The organism is Sphingobium sp. B2 (genome assembly GCF_007693735.1).
Classification (GTDB): Bacteria; Pseudomonadota; Alphaproteobacteria; order Sphingomonadales; family Sphingomonadaceae; genus Sphingobium; species Sphingobium xenophagum.
In genome coordinates this window covers 2929960-2945582 of the sequence record NZ_VDBZ01000001.1, presented here as the reverse complement: position 1 = coordinate 2945582, position 15623 = coordinate 2929960, and the positions used below count along the sequence as shown (strand labels likewise).

Annotated in this window: 18 protein-coding genes and 2 pseudogenes; 6 read left to right on the top strand and 14 right to left on the bottom strand. The window is 60.6% G+C overall.

Going from position 1 to position 15623, the window contains the following annotated elements; translation table 11 throughout:
* The first annotated feature begins 1 nt into the window (after nt 1).
* Nucleotides 2–860: pseudogene (locus tag FE851_RS14400) on the top strand (IS5 family transposase).
* Between the two features lie 74 nt (nt 861–934).
* Here the strand turns inward: FE851_RS14400 and FE851_RS14395 are convergent.
* The 4 genes and pseudogenes from FE851_RS14395 to FE851_RS27180 form a co-directional block, all read right to left on the bottom strand.
* On the bottom strand, nt 935–2428 hold the full coding sequence (locus FE851_RS14395; protein WP_145203440.1) for a phosphomannomutase: 1494 nt from the start codon (nt 2426–2428) through the stop codon (nt 935–937).
* Nucleotides 2429–2478: 50 nt separating this feature from the next.
* Nucleotides 2479–2772 carry an RES domain-containing protein gene (locus FE851_RS14390; RefSeq protein ID WP_145203437.1) on the bottom strand — a complete coding sequence of 98 codons (294 nt, stop codon included), beginning with the start codon at nt 2770–2772 and terminating at the stop codon, nt 2479–2481.
* 150 nt (nt 2773–2922) lie between these two features.
* Nucleotides 2923–3027 (bottom strand): MbcA/ParS/Xre antitoxin family protein, encoded by a 105-nt coding sequence (locus FE851_RS26820; RefSeq protein ID WP_261370945.1) that lies wholly within the window; start codon nt 3025–3027, stop codon nt 2923–2925.
* A gap of 64 nt (nt 3028–3091) precedes the next feature.
* Nucleotides 3092–3226 (bottom strand): annotated as a pseudogene (locus tag FE851_RS27180) (antitoxin); the annotation flags it as partial.
* 116 nt (nt 3227–3342) lie between these two features.
* Here FE851_RS27180 and FE851_RS26815 point away from each other — a divergent pair.
* On the top strand, nt 3343–3654 hold the full coding sequence (locus tag FE851_RS26815) for a class I SAM-dependent methyltransferase (RefSeq protein WP_315850617.1): 312 nt from the start codon (nt 3343–3345) through the stop codon (nt 3652–3654).
* Here the strand turns inward: FE851_RS26815 and FE851_RS26810 are convergent.
* Nucleotides 3651–3776, bottom strand: a complete 126-nt coding sequence (locus FE851_RS26810) for a hypothetical protein (RefSeq protein ID WP_261370944.1) — start codon at nt 3774–3776, stop codon at nt 3651–3653. The genes FE851_RS26815 and FE851_RS26810 overlap by 4 nt on opposite strands.
* Before the next feature lie 201 nt (nt 3777–3977).
* Here FE851_RS26810 and FE851_RS14375 point away from each other — a divergent pair.
* Nucleotides 3978–4935, top strand: a protein-coding gene (locus tag FE851_RS14375; RefSeq protein ID WP_145203434.1) for an IS630 family transposase whose coding sequence is annotated in 2 segments (ribosomal slippage) — nt 3978–4300 and nt 4299–4935 — 960 coding nt in all. Because the reading frame shifts where the segments join, the coding sequence is not laid out codon by codon here.
* 118 nt (nt 4936–5053) lie between these two features.
* On the opposite strand, the gene FE851_RS26805 is transcribed toward FE851_RS14375, so the two are convergent.
* The 6 genes from FE851_RS26805 to FE851_RS14355 form a co-directional block, all read right to left on the bottom strand.
* A complete protein-coding gene (locus FE851_RS26805) occupies nt 5054–5347 on the bottom strand; it encodes an aminoglycoside phosphotransferase family protein (protein ID WP_261370943.1) in 294 nt (97 codons plus the stop codon).
* A 57-nt stretch (nt 5348–5404) separates the two neighbouring features.
* Nucleotides 5405–5689 carry a hypothetical protein gene (locus FE851_RS26800; protein ID WP_261370942.1) on the bottom strand — a complete coding sequence of 95 codons (285 nt, stop codon included), beginning with the start codon at nt 5687–5689 and terminating at the stop codon, nt 5405–5407.
* A gap of 31 nt (nt 5690–5720) precedes the next feature.
* Nucleotides 5721–7004, bottom strand: a complete 1284-nt coding sequence (locus tag FE851_RS14365; RefSeq protein ID WP_145203431.1) for a mannose-1-phosphate guanylyltransferase/mannose-6-phosphate isomerase — start codon at nt 7002–7004, stop codon at nt 5721–5723.
* The gene (locus FE851_RS14360; RefSeq protein WP_145203428.1) at nt 7005–7352 is read right to left on the bottom strand and encodes a sugar phosphate nucleotidyltransferase; all 348 of its coding nucleotides are present in this window, start codon (nt 7350–7352) and stop codon (nt 7005–7007) included.
* Between the two features lie 714 nt (nt 7353–8066).
* Nucleotides 8067–8210, bottom strand: a complete 144-nt coding sequence (locus FE851_RS27300; RefSeq protein ID WP_186378822.1) for a hypothetical protein — start codon at nt 8208–8210, stop codon at nt 8067–8069.
* 375 nt (nt 8211–8585) lie between these two features.
* Nucleotides 8586–8816, bottom strand: coding sequence for a hypothetical protein (locus FE851_RS14355; RefSeq protein WP_186378821.1), 231 nt, complete (start codon nt 8814–8816; stop codon nt 8586–8588).
* Nucleotides 8817–9004: 188 nt separating this feature from the next.
* Between FE851_RS14355 and istA the strand changes: the two genes are divergently transcribed.
* The 3 genes from istA to FE851_RS14340 all read left to right on the top strand — a co-directional run bounded on the left by istA (nt 9005) and on the right by FE851_RS14340 (nt 12787).
* Nucleotides 9005–10267 (top strand): IS21 family transposase, encoded by a 1263-nt coding sequence (gene istA, locus FE851_RS14350; RefSeq protein ID WP_145203421.1) that lies wholly within the window; start codon nt 9005–9007, stop codon nt 10265–10267.
* On the top strand, nt 10264–11124 hold the full coding sequence (gene istB, locus FE851_RS14345) for an IS21-like element helper ATPase IstB (protein WP_145203419.1): 861 nt from the start codon (nt 10264–10266) through the stop codon (nt 11122–11124). Before istA ends, istB begins: the two co-directional genes overlap by 4 nt.
* A gap of 1111 nt (nt 11125–12235) precedes the next feature.
* Complete coding sequence (locus FE851_RS14340) at nt 12236–12787, top strand: phosphotyrosine protein phosphatase (RefSeq protein WP_145203416.1); 552 nt, start codon at nt 12236–12238, stop codon at nt 12785–12787.
* On the opposite strand, the gene FE851_RS14335 is transcribed toward FE851_RS14340, so the two are convergent.
* From FE851_RS14335 to FE851_RS14325, 3 genes are all read right to left on the bottom strand, one after another.
* Nucleotides 12756–13970, bottom strand: coding sequence for a carboxylate--amine ligase (locus FE851_RS14335; RefSeq protein WP_145204443.1), 1215 nt, complete (start codon nt 13968–13970; stop codon nt 12756–12758). The genes FE851_RS14340 and FE851_RS14335 overlap by 32 nt on opposite strands.
* Nucleotides 13967–14947, bottom strand: a complete 981-nt coding sequence (locus FE851_RS14330; RefSeq protein WP_145203413.1) for a polysaccharide deacetylase family protein — start codon at nt 14945–14947, stop codon at nt 13967–13969. Before FE851_RS14330 ends, FE851_RS14335 begins: the two co-directional genes overlap by 4 nt.
* Before the next feature lie 165 nt (nt 14948–15112).
* Complete coding sequence (locus tag FE851_RS14325) at nt 15113–15610, bottom strand: flavin reductase family protein (RefSeq protein WP_130751685.1); 498 nt, start codon at nt 15608–15610, stop codon at nt 15113–15115.
* Nucleotides 15611–15623 lie beyond the last annotated feature (13 nt).

The following is a 15623-nucleotide window of genomic DNA, read 5'->3' as shown; positions in this document are numbered from 1 at the left end:
GATGTGCAGTTTTGCCAGGCCACCTCTTGATCTTGCCTGGCGGGAGCATAGTCGGGAAGGTTTGCGATATCCATCGGATATGACGGACACGGAGTGGGCGCCGGCAGCGCCATTTGTTCCACCAGTGAGGCGAGGTGACCAACGCCCGACTACCGACATGCGCGAAGTTCTGAATGCGAATGCAATGCTTTACATCGCGGCAAGCGGGTGTGCGTGGCGGCTTCTGCCGAAGTGCTTTCTTCCGGTATCAACGGTGCAGCGCTATTTCTATGCCTGGCGTGATGCCGGTCAGTTTGACGCGATCAACACGGTGCTGGTCATGAACATGCGGGAGATTGAAGGGCGTGACGCTTCATCCAGCGCCGGAGTGATTGTCAACCAATCGGTCGGTCAAGGCCACCGAAGGTGGCGGAATTCCGCGCTATGACGCGGGCAAAAAGGTGGCAGGCCGGAAGCGACATATCCCAACCGACACCTGTGGCTTCCTCATCGTCATTCTCGTACACGCCGCCGATATTCAGGATCGAGATGGGGCTGTCGATGTGTTGGCAGCCATTCGCAAGCGGTTTCCCTGGCTGCGACACGTCTTTGCGGACGGCGGCTACACTGGCGACAAGCTGCGATCCGCCTTGGTTGGCATGGGCAAATGGACGATCGAAATCATCAAGCGATCGGACAAGGCGAAAGGCTTCCACCTTCTGCCCCGCAGATGGGTGGACAAACGGACTTCTGCCTGGCTCGGGCGCTGTCGTCGGCTCTCGAAAGACTGGGAGCGATCCATCGCCTCGTCAACAGCTTGGACCCCCATCGCCTCAATCCGCATGCTCACACGCAGAACCGCAAGCTACTGTCAGGATTGAGAAACTTCCGAATCCGGCTCTAACTTGCTTTCTCACTTCCAGCGCTCAGATCAGACATCGCCACGACTCCGTAATCAGGCCGGAATACGATAACCCCGTACCACCGCCAGCGCCTGTTCGTTGAGCGTCTTCGCCCGCTCGACGCTTTCGCTTTCGGTATAGCAACGTAGTTCCGGCGCATTGCCGCTCGGCCGCAGGTGGATGATGTCGCCACTCGCAAAATGAATGCGCAACCCGTCGGTCCGGTCGATGCCATCGGCCTCTCCCACCAATGCGCCAAACAGGCCCGTCAGCCGCGCCAGGATCGCCGCTTCCTCGCCTTCGTCCAGATGCGCGATCAGCGCCCGGCTCTGTGCCGTGGGATAATTCTGCAATCGCTCACTGAACGTATAGCGTTCGGGCAATTGCGCTTGCAGCGCCGACAGTGTCGCGCCGCGCCGCTTCGCATCGACGAGCACCGACAGGATCGGCAGCACCGCGTCCCGCGTTGGCAGCGCGCCCAATGTCCGCGCATTGACTTGGACCGGTGTCGCCAGCAGGAAGCCACCATTAGCCTCATAGCCGCACACGCTTCCCTGCCCTTCAGCCACCAGCACATTCATCGCTTCGATCACGAAGGGCGACCCGATCCGCGTCCGCCGCACGGCGCTGAACAGCCCCGACAGCTCGACCGCGCTATTGCAGCTAACCGGCGTCGCGATCGCCGCAATGCCGAGCGCGCGCGCGCTCAAAATGCCCAATACGTCGCCACGCATCCAAACGCCATGCTCGTCGGCCAACAGTGGACGATCGCTATCCCCGTCAGTGGACAAGATCGCATCCAGTTTGAGGTCCACCGCCCATTGCCGCGCCAGCACCTGATCCTCAGCCCGAACCGCCTCAGTATCGACGGGGATAAACTGATCGGATCGACTCAGCGACACGGCCGTGCCGCCCAAGGCCTCGACCAGCGCGACCAATATGTCACGCCCAACCGCCGAATGTTCGTACACGCCCAGCTTCAGGCCCGCCAGCGCCTGCGTTCTAAAGAAATCGACATAGCGCGAGATATATGCGGTAGAGACATCCACCAGCGGTTCGGCGGGGACCGCGTCGTTCAGCATGTCCTCCGCGTCGAACAGGTCGGGCAGGGCCACGTCCTGCGCCCGGATGGCCAGTTCGTCAGGTTTTAGCACCTCGCCATCGATGCGGTTGAACTTGATGCCGTTGCGATCGTCGGGAATGTGGCTTCCTGTCACCATCAGCGACGGGATGCGCCTGTCGAATCCATAGGCCGCCACGGCGGGCGACGGCACAAACCCGCAATATTCGACCACTCCCCCCATATGCCGCACCGCCGCGGCGCAGGCTGCCATGATGCGCGGACTGGACGAGCGCAAATCGCCCGCGATCGCCACATGGGCGCCGGAGGGAAACTGGCCGATATTGGCCAAATGCTGCAGGAAGGCGGCGGTATAAGCGAAGCAGATCCTATCCGTCATCGCGCTGACCAGCCCGCGCGCACCACTAGTGCCGAACGCAACGCCCGATTTCGCCATCAGGTCGGCAATGGTAACGAATTGAGTCATAAATCTCCGGCGATACAATTGTGTGAACTCTCTACCCGAAGCCGCCGTACTCATAAAGCCGCTCGTCCCACCAACCGGCTCCCGCAATTTATGGCTAATCCCGTTGTATCAGGATGCGCCGGGTTGATCAGGATATTCCGCTCCACCTGTGCCACCATCGACGGAACCAATAATATCGCGCTGCGCTGTTCCTCATACCATGCCTGCTCGAACGCCTTGCAGAGCCGTTCATCCTTTCCGTCCCATTCCAGACGCACAGCAGTCTGGAAGAATTCGTGGCTGGTGACATTGGCGATGGTGATGCGGACATGATGCTGGCTGGGGTGGCAGCACGCTGTTTGCATTAACCAGCTTTTCCAGCATCGCAGTAGAATAATGTTCCGACGTGTAGATGATCGGGCTGGCCAGCACATTCCACCGCCCAAAATCGGGTGGACACCATCGGCGCCACCGATGCGATAGGCCGTTACTATCCGGCGGGTCCGCCCCCCCTGTCACAGGCCCCTGCCATAAGCGACGCGGCCGAGCAGATTGATGACCAGATCCGCGCCCCGACTGGTCGCCAGCGCGAGGTCCAGCGGCGCTTTCCCGTCCAGCATCGGACGCGGGCGGCCCAGAAAATACGCGGGCGCGCTCTGGCACCTTATAGATGTCGAGCGCAAAGCTAAACACCTTGACCAAGCGCGCCAGACGATCGCCCTCCTCGCTCGTCAGCCGCTTAGTGGCGGATTTGCGCCGTCGTTCCAGCGCCTCCTTGGAGATCAGGCGGAATTTGAAGCGCGCATCGCCCGGCGCCACACTGTCGGCCAGATGGTCGAGCGCCGCCACGGGCAACCCGCTCTCGATCTAGGCGGGCAGCGCTAAACGCGACGCGTGAGTCCCGGCCTTCACACCCAGCAGAGCCTCTACCGACGCTGAAACGCGCCGGATGGCAGGGCCGATATATTGGCGCGGACGTCGTTCAGGAACTGATCGACCAATTGGCCCGGCAATGTCCGGGCTATGATATCGTTCTCAACGTCAAGCCTCGGATCGTCGCGCCCGACGCATCGCTGGACGTGATATTTAACTGGTCGGTCTTCACCCATCTCTATCCCGGTGAATTCTATCTCTACACCGTCAATACCTTTCGCGCGTTGAAGCCCGGCGGCAAGATGATCTTCTCCTTCCTCGAACTGGAGGAGCCGGAACATGACCGGGTGTGGAACGCCAATCTAGAGCATTAGGCACAGGCCACCCCGCTAAGCATCTGGACGCCCTTCTGCACCGCGACTGGATTCGCCGTTTCGCTCGCGATGCAGGTTTTGCCGTGCCGCGCTTCACCGACGGGCAGGACGGCATGGATCATCCACCTTTCTGGCAAAGCTTGACAGTACTGGAAAAGCCGGCCTGATCCGCGTCAGTGCAGCATCGGCAGACTCACTCGCTGCAACGCTTCGTCTATATAGCGCATAAACGCCGGGGTGCGCCTAGAGCATCACGCTTGAAATAGGAATCGAGGGATTCCCAGAAGGTCTGGAATGTGATTCACCGTTGTTGGAGGTGGATCATGGGAAAGTCCTATTCAACCGATCTTCGGGATCGGATCGCGGATCACATTGCATCGGGGCAATCGCGCCGCTCAGCTTCCCGTCATTTTGGGGTAAGCCCCAGTTGTGCGGTGAAACTGGCGCAGCGCGTGGCGAGGACGGGATCGGCGGCGCCTGCCCGGCAAGGACGGCCGCCCGGTGAGGGCAAGCTGGCGCCCCACATGACGGTTTTGGTCAGGTGGGTTGATGCCGAGCCGGATATAACCATGCCTGAACTGTCGGCCCGGCTTGCCGCGGCCACCGGTGTTCGGGCGCACCCTGCCTCGCTGTCGCGCGCCTTGCTCAAGGCCGGCTACAGCTTCAAAAAAAACGCTGCTGGCATCGGAATGCGGACGCGATGATGTGGTCCAGGCGCGCCGGGCCTGGCGCGTCTATCGGCAGCCCGCCTTGCGCAAGGAGCCGCATCGGCTGGTGTTTATCGACGAGACCGCAACCACCACGAAGATGACGCGGCTACGGGGACGAGCGCGCCGTGACCAGCGCCTCAAAGCGCGTGCGCCCTTTGGCCATTGGAAAACCCAGACCTTCATCGCAGCCCTGCGCTGCGATGGACTGACCGCGCCATGGGTCATCGACTGCCCCATGAACCGCACGACTTTCGAGACCTATGTCGAAACGCAACTCGCCCCGACGCTTCAACCCGGCGACGTGGTCATCCTCGACAATCTCTCCAGCCATAAAAGCGAGAAAGCCAAGGCGATCCTGAAAGCGCGCGGCGCGTGGTTCCTCTTCACACCGCCCTACAGTCCCGACCTCAATCCGATCGAAATGGCCTTCTCCAAACTCAAGGCACATCTTCGCCGAACAGGAGCCAGAACCATCGATGCCCTCTGGAAGGCTATCGGAAATATCTGCGACATCTACACCCCTGACGAATGCCGAAACTTCCTCAAAGCCGCTGGATATGCGTCCGATTAAAGGCTCGATGCTCTAGCGTCGGGCGCGCGCTGCCAAGCCAGCGCCCCGACGGGGCGCCATCGTTCAATTTCCTGCGCCGTCACGGAATTCGATCCCAGATAGCTTTTGTGCAAACGCCCTACGGGCCAATCGCGCACAGATTTGTTGCCCAGTCGGTCGGCCCAATGCCAAAGCGCATCAGCATTTCCGATAGCACTGCGTCGGCCGTCGGATGCCCCGCCGCCGCCTTTGACCAGTCAATTACCATCATCCCCGGCGATGTCACCAAGACATTGCCCAGATGAAAGTCGCCATGGGTCAGCGCGTCCCCCTCCGGCAGCATTTCCAGATAGGCGATGGCCGCCTGTTGCAGCGTAACCGGTGCCGGACCATAAGCGATGTCGGTCGCCAGCACCTTCTTCAACGGACGCAAGCTCCCTCCTCCGACCCGGTGCATCGCGCCGTGTATGACGCCCATCCGACTCAGCGCCTATCCAGCGCGCATCGGATTGCGATGGATCCAGTCCATCGCCGTCACTCCTTCAAGCCGGGGATAGAAGATGCCCCGCCGCCCGACCCATGTCCTCCCCCCGATCGCCGCTGCTGTCGGCGCGCCGCAGGCACCGGCATGGATGGATGCCTCGGCCTCGCGCGCGATCATCTCATCTGACACGCTGTCGCGGAACAGCTTCAGCGCCTGCCCATTGCCGATATCGAACAATTTCGCGCTCGCACCTTTGGCGACGAAAGAACAATAGGCCGTCAGGTCGTTCATCACGGCCTGTTTTCAGGCCCGGTGGCCATAGTCATGTCCGAGCATAGCGATCCTCATAACGAATGATGTCATCTTCCCCCACATAGGGGCCGGTCTGCACTTCGATGAAGATCATGGGGATGCGGCCCGGATTTTCGATTCGGTGCTGCGCGCCGAGCGGAATATAAATAGACTGATTTTCCGTCAGCACCGACGTGTTGCCGTCAAGTGTGACCTTGGCTGTCCCCTCCACGATAATCCAATGTTCCGACCTGTGGAAATGGCTTTGGAGGCTGAGCGACGCGCCGGGCAGCACGGTGATGCGCTTGACCTGAAAGCGTCCGCCAATGAGCAGGCTTTCGTGCCAGCCCCAAGGGCGATGATCTTTGGGGAAGGTCTCCGCCTGGACCGCGCCCTTGCGTTGCAGTGCTTCGACCACTTGCTTCACGTCCTGCGTGCGGGACTTGTCGACAATCAGGACCGCATCGTTCATCGCCACCGCGACGATATTGTCGAGGCCCAAGCCTATGATTTCCAACCCGTCACTTTCGGATCGCAACAATGAATTCCGGCAATCCAGTGCCGTCGCGGTGCCCGACAGGGCCACGCCCTGTTCGTCGGGCTGCATGTGGCTCCAAACCGCGTCCCAGTCCCCAAGGTCTGACCAACCCGCATCATAGGGGACCACGGACAAATTGTCGGCCCGCTCCATGATAGCAACGTCGATCGCCACATTGTCGACTCTGCTCCATGGCTCTGCCGCCAAGCGCAGGAAGCCCAGATCTGCGTCAGCCTGCTCCACTGCAAGCCGTACGGTTTCCAACATCGTGGGGGCATGGCGCTGGAATTCGGCGATGATGTCCTTGACTGCAAACATGAAAATCCCGGCATTCCACAGGTAACTACCCGTCGCCAGCATCTCTTGCGCGCGGGCGGCATCGGGCTTTTCGACGAAGCTGGTCAGGATGATCGGCTGTCCTGACCCGTCCAGTGGATCAGCGATCTGCAAATAGCCATAGCCGGTTTCCGCTCTGGTTGGCTGTATACCGAAAGTGACCAGATGGCTTCTTTCTATGGCACCCAGACCCTTGCCCACGGCGTCCTGAAAGGCGGCTATATCGGGTACAACATGGTCAGAAGGCGCTACCAGCATTATGGCGTCGGGCTGACGCGCTGCCAGATGCAAAGCGGCGGCCAATATGGCTGGCGCCGTATTGCGACCTTCCGGTTCAATTAAGATGGCATCAGGATCGATGCCTTCCTGTGCTAGTTGCTCGGCAATGATGAAGCGGAACAGTGCATTGGTCAGTACCATCGGCCTGTCTCTTATACACATCTAGATGTGTATAAGAGACAGGCATTGGTCAGTACCATCGGCCTGTCTCTTATACACATCTAGATGTGTATAAGAGACAGGATCGATGCCTTCCTGTGCTAGTTGCTCGGCAATGATGACGCGGAACAGTGCATTGGTCAGGACCATCGGCCGTGCGAAGGTGACATATTCCGTCCCACCCGACAGGCGCCGGGCTACGGACTGAAAAAGGGTTGTGTCGCCCACCAGCGGCACGAATTGTTTGGGATAGGATTTGCGGGACAACGGCCACAGCCGTGTGCCTGATCCACCCGCCAGAATGACCGGAGTAATGCGAATGTCGGAACTGATAAGTCGCGCCCGTGTCATATGATCCTTTCAATAACCCTGACGCCATTTCGTCACCACAATACACCTCTATGCAGAGATTGATTACTCCCCACAATACGCCATTGTCTTGTTCACCTGATCGAGCAATTTTTGAATCAGATCGGTTGGCCCACATTCGTGTTTTGACAGATTCCGCTAAAATTGACGTTCACTTCATCACGTCTGCATATGTTGCGTTGCGAAGGAAAAAGTCAGGTGCAACGCCAAGCGCATTTTCTCATTACCCCGCTTTTTCGATCGGCGCGATTTCAGGCTAAATCGTCCGCAAACGGGCAACGAAGGGTAGGTTCTGAGTTGATCGTGTCCCCCGCTTGCTGCCGAATGTGGACCGCCTCAGGGCATTCGACAAGAGCACGCGTAGCTACAACTATCACATCTTGAAGGCGCCAATTCCGCAAGCGAACTATCTGGCAACCTTGCGCGTTCTGCACATCGAAGGCGGACGCATCGCACGTGTAGAGTGGTCCGGCTGTTTGACCCCTCCAGCCTGTCAGAAGACGAGACCGTCGGGCTGTTCAAGGGCATTTATGACGATGGTCTGGCAGCGCTTGCGAGCAAATTAGGATAAGTAAGAAAGGAGATGGCGAACGGCGGGTTTTATAAAATCCGCCATTCACAGGAGGTCATCCGAACAACGCATTCTGGTCGCGAATTGCCGTATGGGCCGAAGCGATTAATACCAAGACTCTTTGATCAAAACCTGTGCGCCCACTGGCGCAGTTCGATGGTCATGATGCGCCATGGCTGATCGATGAGGCGGTTCCGAGCGAAGCAGCATTGATCGACAATATTGTCGTAGGACGAGAAGATGCGGTTCGAAAGCCAGTTGTCGCGCATAAACTGCCATAGATTTTTGACAGGATTCAACTACGGGCATTTGGGCGGGAACGGCGGTAATGTGCTATTGGTGGGGATCGTCAGTGCGGCGGACATATGCCGCCTAGCCTGATCGAGCATGAGGACGGCATGGGCACCCGGTGCCACCTTCTGCTGATCTCGGCCAGATGCATGCCCCATTGCCTCACTGGTGCAATGGGGCATGACAAGCCCGGCACCTTTTCCTTCAGTAGGACAGATGGCACCAAAAGTCCAGGTTGATGCCCGACGCAGATCGCGGGGTGCTATTAGTCTGGTGTCGGCGGCATCGGGCAAGGCTATGGCCTGTGACGCACTGGTTGTCCGGCCGACGCTGGCGACGCCGCCCTGCTCGGTTTAGCTGCTGGCGGGAAAACGCAGCCAGCGCGGCACCCAGCCCTCAACCTTAGCGCGTCTGTTGCTGCCGGTGAGGCAATCGCGAACGATCTGCCGCTTGGTCTTGCAGGCTTCTCTTGCATTCGCCTCGGCAAAATCCGGTCCTGTTACCTGGGTAATGATCGCGCCAATGACGGTGCGGTCGCGCAGGCCATCGAGCAGCGCGTCGTCCGCCTGCCAGACCTGCGCCATGTCGATGCCAAGCTGCATGCAAGCGGGTCGACAAGAGCTGTCATCGGTCGTGCAATTCTCCGCAAAAGTGGGCTTTGAAAATTCCCTAGTTGGTGGCCCCTTCATCTCATTCTGCCGGGGCTAGCCCCGGCAGAATGAGATGAGCCGACATTGTCCTCATCTCCTTTGCAGACGCGGAGACGGGGCCGATGATCCGACTTGGAGAATTGATGATGATCCTCGAACTACATCGGCAGGGCGTATCGATATCCGCCATTGCCCGACGCACTGGTCGCGATCCCAAGACCATCCGAAAATATATCGAACGGGGCATCGAGGCCCCGGTTTACGGCCCTCGCATGCTGGGTCGACCGAACAAACTGGCACCCTATCTGGAATTTTTGCGTGAGCGAGTGACGGCCTTTCCCGATCTGACGGCGGCGCGCCTGACGCGGGAAATCCGTGAGCTGGGATATATGGGCGCCTATACCGCGGTAAAGCGGTTCCTGGCAGCGATCCGGCCGGGAAACGGGCCTAAGCCCTTTGAGGTTCGGTTCGAGACGCCGCCTGGCGTGCAGGCACAGGTCGACTTTGCCCGGTTCGTCGTCGAATTTACCGATGAGCCCGGCGTCAGCCGGATCGTCTGGCTGTTCAGCCTGGTGCTGGGACATTCGCGCTTCCTGTTTGCGCGCTACGTCATGCATCAGGATCTCCAAAGCCTGTTGCGCTGTCATATGCAGGCCTTTGAAGCGCTCGGCGGCGTCCCGATCGAGATCCTCTACGATCGCATGAAAACCGCTGTGACCGGGGAAGATGATCAGGGCCACATCATCTACAATCGATCATTGCTGGCTCTGGCCGGGCATTATCGCTTCGTGCCGCGCGCCTGCCGTCCCTATCGGGCCAAGACCAAGGGAAAGGTCGAGCGGCCATTCAGCTATATCCGCAAGGACTTTTTCCTGGGCCGGAGCTTCCGCAATCTGGACGATCTCAATGTCCAGCTGATCGACTGGCTCGATACCGTCGCCAACGTCCGTGTCCACGGCACGACGCAGCGGATTATTGCTGAAGCCTTCGCCGCCGAGCAGCCTGAGTTGCAGCTGCTCCCGGCGGGCCGCTTTGACGCTGTTCTGAAGCTGGAGCGCCGCGTCAGCCACGATGGGATGGTCTCGGTCGGCGGCAATTACTACAGCGTTCCCGATCGCACCCGGCGCGTCGTCGAAATCCAGCAGTTGCCCGACAAGATCCGGATCGTAGACCTGGGCCAGGTCATTGCCGAGCACCCGGTTCTTGAGGGGCGCCGGCAGTACAGGATCGATCCTGCGCACCGGACAGGCAGCAGCGGCGCCAAGCGCCGTATCCATGGCAAAGAGGTAATCGCCATCGGTCGTGTAGGCGAGCATGTCACCGTGCGCTCCCTGGCCATCTATCAAGCGATCGGCAGCCAACTGGCGCGGGGAGAACGGCCATGAACCATGGGGGTGCCGCATCCCGCGTCGATAATATCCGCCGCAGCCTGGTCCATCTCAAAATGCCACGCGCCCTGGAGATGCTCGACGCCACCCTGCGCGGCATAGAGCAGGGCAAAATCGATGGCATCGAGGCCATCGACATATTGCTGAACGAAGAACTGTCGCTCCGGGAGAACCGCAGGATCAAGGCAGCCCTGCGCATGGCAAGGCTGCCGATCATCAAGACGCTGGACGGATATGACTTCTCCTTCCAGCCATCGCTCGACCGGAACCGCATCCTGGCGCTCGCTGGCCTGGACTTCATCAACCGGGCCGAGGTGGTGCATCTGCTGGGCCCGCCCGGTACCGGGAAAAGCCATATCGCCACGGCCCTTGCCGTCGAGGCCGTGAAGGCGGGCAAGAGCGTCTACTTCATCCCGCTCGCCGATCTGATCGCTTCACTGACCAAGGCTGAACGCGAGGGCACGTTGCGCGAGAAGATCCGCTTCCTATGCCGATCTTCCCTGCTCGTCGTCGACGAGATCGGGTATCTTCCCGTCACGCCCGGCGGCGGCAATCTCTTCTTCCAGCTCGTCAACGCCCGATACGAAAAGGGTGCCATGATCCTGACATCCAACCGCGGCTTCGCCGAATGGGGTGATGTCTTTGGCGATCCGGTGGTGGCCACAGCGCTGCTCGACCGCCTTCTTCACCACGCTGTGGTCGTCCAGATCGAGGGCTCCAGCTATCGCATGCGACAGCACGCCGACCTCCTGCCCGAGCATGCGCGCATAGCACCGTCCATCAACTCACCGCCCTTGCCGAAACGGCGCGGCCGCCCGCCAGCAAAGGAAAAGCCCGATCTCCATCACGGCTGATCACCGATACAAACCCTCCCGCCAAACTAGGGAATTTTAGATGCCCACTTTTGCGGAATCTTCGGTGCCCGTTGACAAGATCCCCAGGGGCGTCCAGTGTCTCATGTCACCCGAATGGGACGAGACGCGCGGCACGCGCGGCTCGGTGGCGCGCAGGGGCATAGAGCAGGCGCGCGCCAGCGGCGCGAAACGCTACCACCATAGACATAGCATTATACCCTGTGACAGCTTTCCATATCCCGTGGCGTTCATGACTGCCGCTCTACCCCCTCCGGAGCGGCCCTCCCTGAACCTTGGCCCCGCCCTTGTATCTACTCTGCCGGGGCTTCTTTTGCGACCTACATGGTCGCAGGGTATAAATGCCCGGTCCGGCACCGCCGATAGGCAGATATAGGACAAAGACTGGAACCTTTCCGAAGGTCGGCTCCGGACCGAGCTCCTTTAGTTAGCGGAATCAACTATTCTGCTTTGCGTGTCGCATCCAGCCACTGAACGCGGGCATCGAGATGACCAATATACCTAATCTGGCTGATGCGCTAACGGAGGGAGTAATGGTTATCCGGTGCAGTGCAACGAGAGTAATTCAGATCTATTCTTACCGATTTTCAGTCAGGCGCTTGCCTTAGCGCGCAACAAACGACAACGAGCTGCCGTCGCGGAATCGGGTCAAATAGCAATATGCGTTGCCACCATTTTTGTTGACGAGTTTCACCATGGTCGTTCGGATATGCCTCGCCACGAGCTTCAGAACGAAATGGAGAAGGACGACACGACGTTTGCCTCGTCGCAACGGGGCGCGAAGCCTGCGCAGTTCAACTTTTCCCTATCATGACCCTGTTGAACATCAGCCCGACGCCATCCTTCCTTGTTTTATCTTTCGCTTAGCAAGCTGCTCTCAGACGGCAAATGCGCCATTCAAATCCGCTCTGGACAAATGGAATCTGCCGTTTCAAAGTGCGCGAACGTCGATGGAAAACTATGGACGGAAGATGCGCGTGGTAAAAGATGTGGGAAGCTGGAATTAGGCTTAGAGAATTGATTTTGTTATCAAAATCTTAGGGTTGGAGTTTATAATCCCTCCGTCTCCGCCACCCTTTTTCGGACTGAACCGATGATCCGCGCCCGTTTCGGCACTTTGCGCGGCCTGGTCCGCCTGATCCTGTCCTATCCGCAACTGGCGCTGGGCTTGTCCGCCAGTCGCCCGGCTGATCCTGCGCAGGTGCGGCGGCTGGTGTTCGTGTGTCAGGGCAATATCTGCCGCAGCGCCTTTGCCGATGTCGTGGCGCGCGGGGCAGGGCTGCGGTCCGCGTCATTCGGGCTGTCGACCACCACGGGGCGGGCCGCGCATGATCCCGCCATCGCCGCCGCCCGTGCCTTGGGTCATGATCTGGCGCAGCATCGTGCGGTCGACATGGCGGATTATGTGCCGCTGGCGGGCGACCTGCTGCTGGCGATGGAGGTGCGGCAATTGCACCGGCTTGCCGCCGATCCGCGCCTCAACCATCTGCCGCGGACATTGCTTGGGCGGTGGACGGTGCCGGTGCTGCCGCATCTGCACGATCCCTATGGGTTGGACGACCCATATATGGCGACCTGCCTTGCCCGAATCGAGCAGGCGGTCGAGCGGCTGGTCAGCGCTTTCCCCCGCGCACGGCTTTCCTGAACATCTGCGCCAAATCCCGCATCCAGGGGCGGGGATCGGACAGCGTCAGCACATAATAGCGGGTTGCCGGATCGAAAAAGCCCAGCACATAGCCGAGCAGATCCCTGACTGGCCGCCGTTTGAAGAACGGATCGCTGATGCGTCCCGGCGCGATCCACAGGCGTATGAGACGCTTGGTTTCCGGCACCATATAGCGCGCGCGCAGATCATCGCGCGGCGGTGGCGCCGGGTCACGCTGGCCCAGAACGGTACGGCGATAGGCTTCCCAGGCGAAATGCGCGCCACAATGGCGGGCCAGCGGCAGGCTGCCCCAGAAACGGCCATTGACCTCCATCAGCCAATAGCGTCCGCTGTCCGGCTCATAGCGATATTCGACCATCGCCTGCCCGTCCCAGTCGAGCGCGCGCAACAATTGTTCGGACAGCGCCATCTGATCGCCATGCAGGTCCGCCGGTTCGGCCCGGCACAGCGTGGATACGCCTCCTTCGGGGGGCCATTCGTGCAGGCGGCGATGCTGGAAGCGCAACGTTGCCTGTCCCTGTTCCATGTAGAGCATCTGCCCCAGGCCGACGCCCCGGCAATATTGCTGGATCAACGGCCAAAGGCCTACAGGCGCGTAGCGGTCCAGCAGTGCGACCAGCTCTTGCGGCGTGTGGACATATTCGGTCTTGAGCCATTCGAGCCCGGCCTGCTCCAAGATTGGCATTATCGCGGGCGGATTGGCCCATTTGGCGACCAGCGGATAATGCATCGTCGCGACACGGGCGGCAAAATCCTCGCCGATCTGCGGTTGCCAGGTCTGCGGCACGCGCAGGCCAGCCTTGTCGGCAATGTCCAGCGTTCGGAATTTGTCGATGACCTTGGCCAGCCGGTCGGGTCGGGGCACCAATATGTGGCAATCGCCGATCGTTGGGGGCAGCTCCGCCAGTTCCAGCAGGTCCGATTCGGACACGGCCAGCACCGCGCCCGCGCCGGTGCGGGCGATCAGGTCCGGCAACCAGAGCGCGGCAGGGCCGTCGGGGCGCAAATGCGACCGGGTGCAGTGGCGAGAGGCCGCGCCCACGCTGTCCGCATCGCCCGCGACGCCGTGCACGGGCACGCCATGCTCGCCCAGTTCACGCACGACCGTCAGGCCGATGGCGTTTTCCAGACCCAGGACGATGGCGCCGGGCAGGGCTGTCACGCAGGCACCAGCCGATGTTCGTAGCGCCATGTCGACCAGGCCTGCTGGGCAATCCGCAACCCGGTGCGCAGACGACTGGGCGGCACGCGGGTCAGGCTGCGGCCAGCGCGATCGGCCAGATCGTCGGGCAGGTCGTGGAAGCCTGCGCCACGGATCTGCGGCAGGCGGGCCGCCTCCCGGCATAGCGCGACGAACCGCGCCTTGACCGCGCCATTGGGGCGTTGCCGGTCGCGGGACAGCATTTCGAAACTATGGGTGACAATGACGAAGGCATCATGGCCTTCCTGCGCGGCATGGCGCAGCCCCGCGCGCATTTCGGCGGCGGACATGGCGCAGATTTGCGCCGGACGAAAGCGGCCGGGCCGGTCGGATATGCCCGATACCGGCAATTCACTGATACCGTGCAGGCGGCTTGCGCCTATCTCGCCCGGATCGGCATCGATATGGCAGTCATGGCCCAGATAGGCGGGATTGACGCTGCTGTCCCAGGACAGGCCGATTGCCGCAAGGGCGCGCAGCGTGTCGTCATTGGCCCCGAAATTACCCGCGCGAAAGGCGGTGATGGCGGGAGCCCCAGCCTGTTCCAGCAGCTGCCTGGCCAGGCCCAGCAGGACGATCTGGTCCGCCAGCGTGAAATCGCCGATGTTGCGGCCCTGTCGTCCACCGACCGGCGATTCCTTCGCCCAGGCGAGCCATTCGGTGTGGATGTGCATCTGCACTTCATGGCCGCGCTCCACGATCGCGGTGACGATCGGGGCCAGGAAATCGGCGCCGTGGACCAGCGCGGGCAGGGGATCGAGGAAGAACACGCCTTTCAGGCCATGGCGGTCGAGCATGTCCATCTGCCAGCCTATGCCATGCGCCTGCCCCTGCGCTTCGGCCCAGATCGAACGGCGGATATTGTCATCCAGGTCGACGCCGCGCTGCTGGAGCGAGGCGGACAGTGCCGTATCGACGGTGATGAGCAGCGCGGTCATGGGCGATCCGGTCGTGGGGGGAGGCAATTGGACAGCAATAGGGATCAGGAGTTAAGGACCGGTGATATGTCCCCAATATGTCCTCTGGTCCACATATTGGAAAGATAGCATCGGGCCGTCAATCCGCCGCCATCCCTATCCTACGCTGCGACAATGACCACCCCGTCACGCGAGCAGCGAAAATTCCCCGTAATTGCCCTGAAAGAACAGCAAGGGGCTTTCAGGCCGGTCGACTTCCAGCGCGATGACCTTGCCCAGCACGATATAATGGTCCCCTGCCTCGTGGACCGCGTCCAGCGTGCAGTCGATCCAGGCGACGACATTGTCCAATATCGGTGATCCATTGGCCGATACACGGTGCGAGACGCCGGCAAACTTGTCCTCGCCGCGCCCGGACAACTGGCGGCACAGCGCCTGCTGGTCGCTGGCCAGCACATTAACGCAGAATTTGCCGACCGCAGCCAGGCGTGGCCAGCTTTGCGATGTTTTGGCGGGGAAGAAGGCGACCAGCGGCGGATCAAGCGAGACCGAGGTGAAGGAGCCGACTACCATGCCGACGGGCGCGCCCTCCGCCTCTACGGCGGTGACGACGCATACGCCGGTGGGATAATGGCCCAGCACCCGGCGGAAGGTTGCGCTGTCGAAACTGATCACGTCATTCATGCGGACTCTCCCC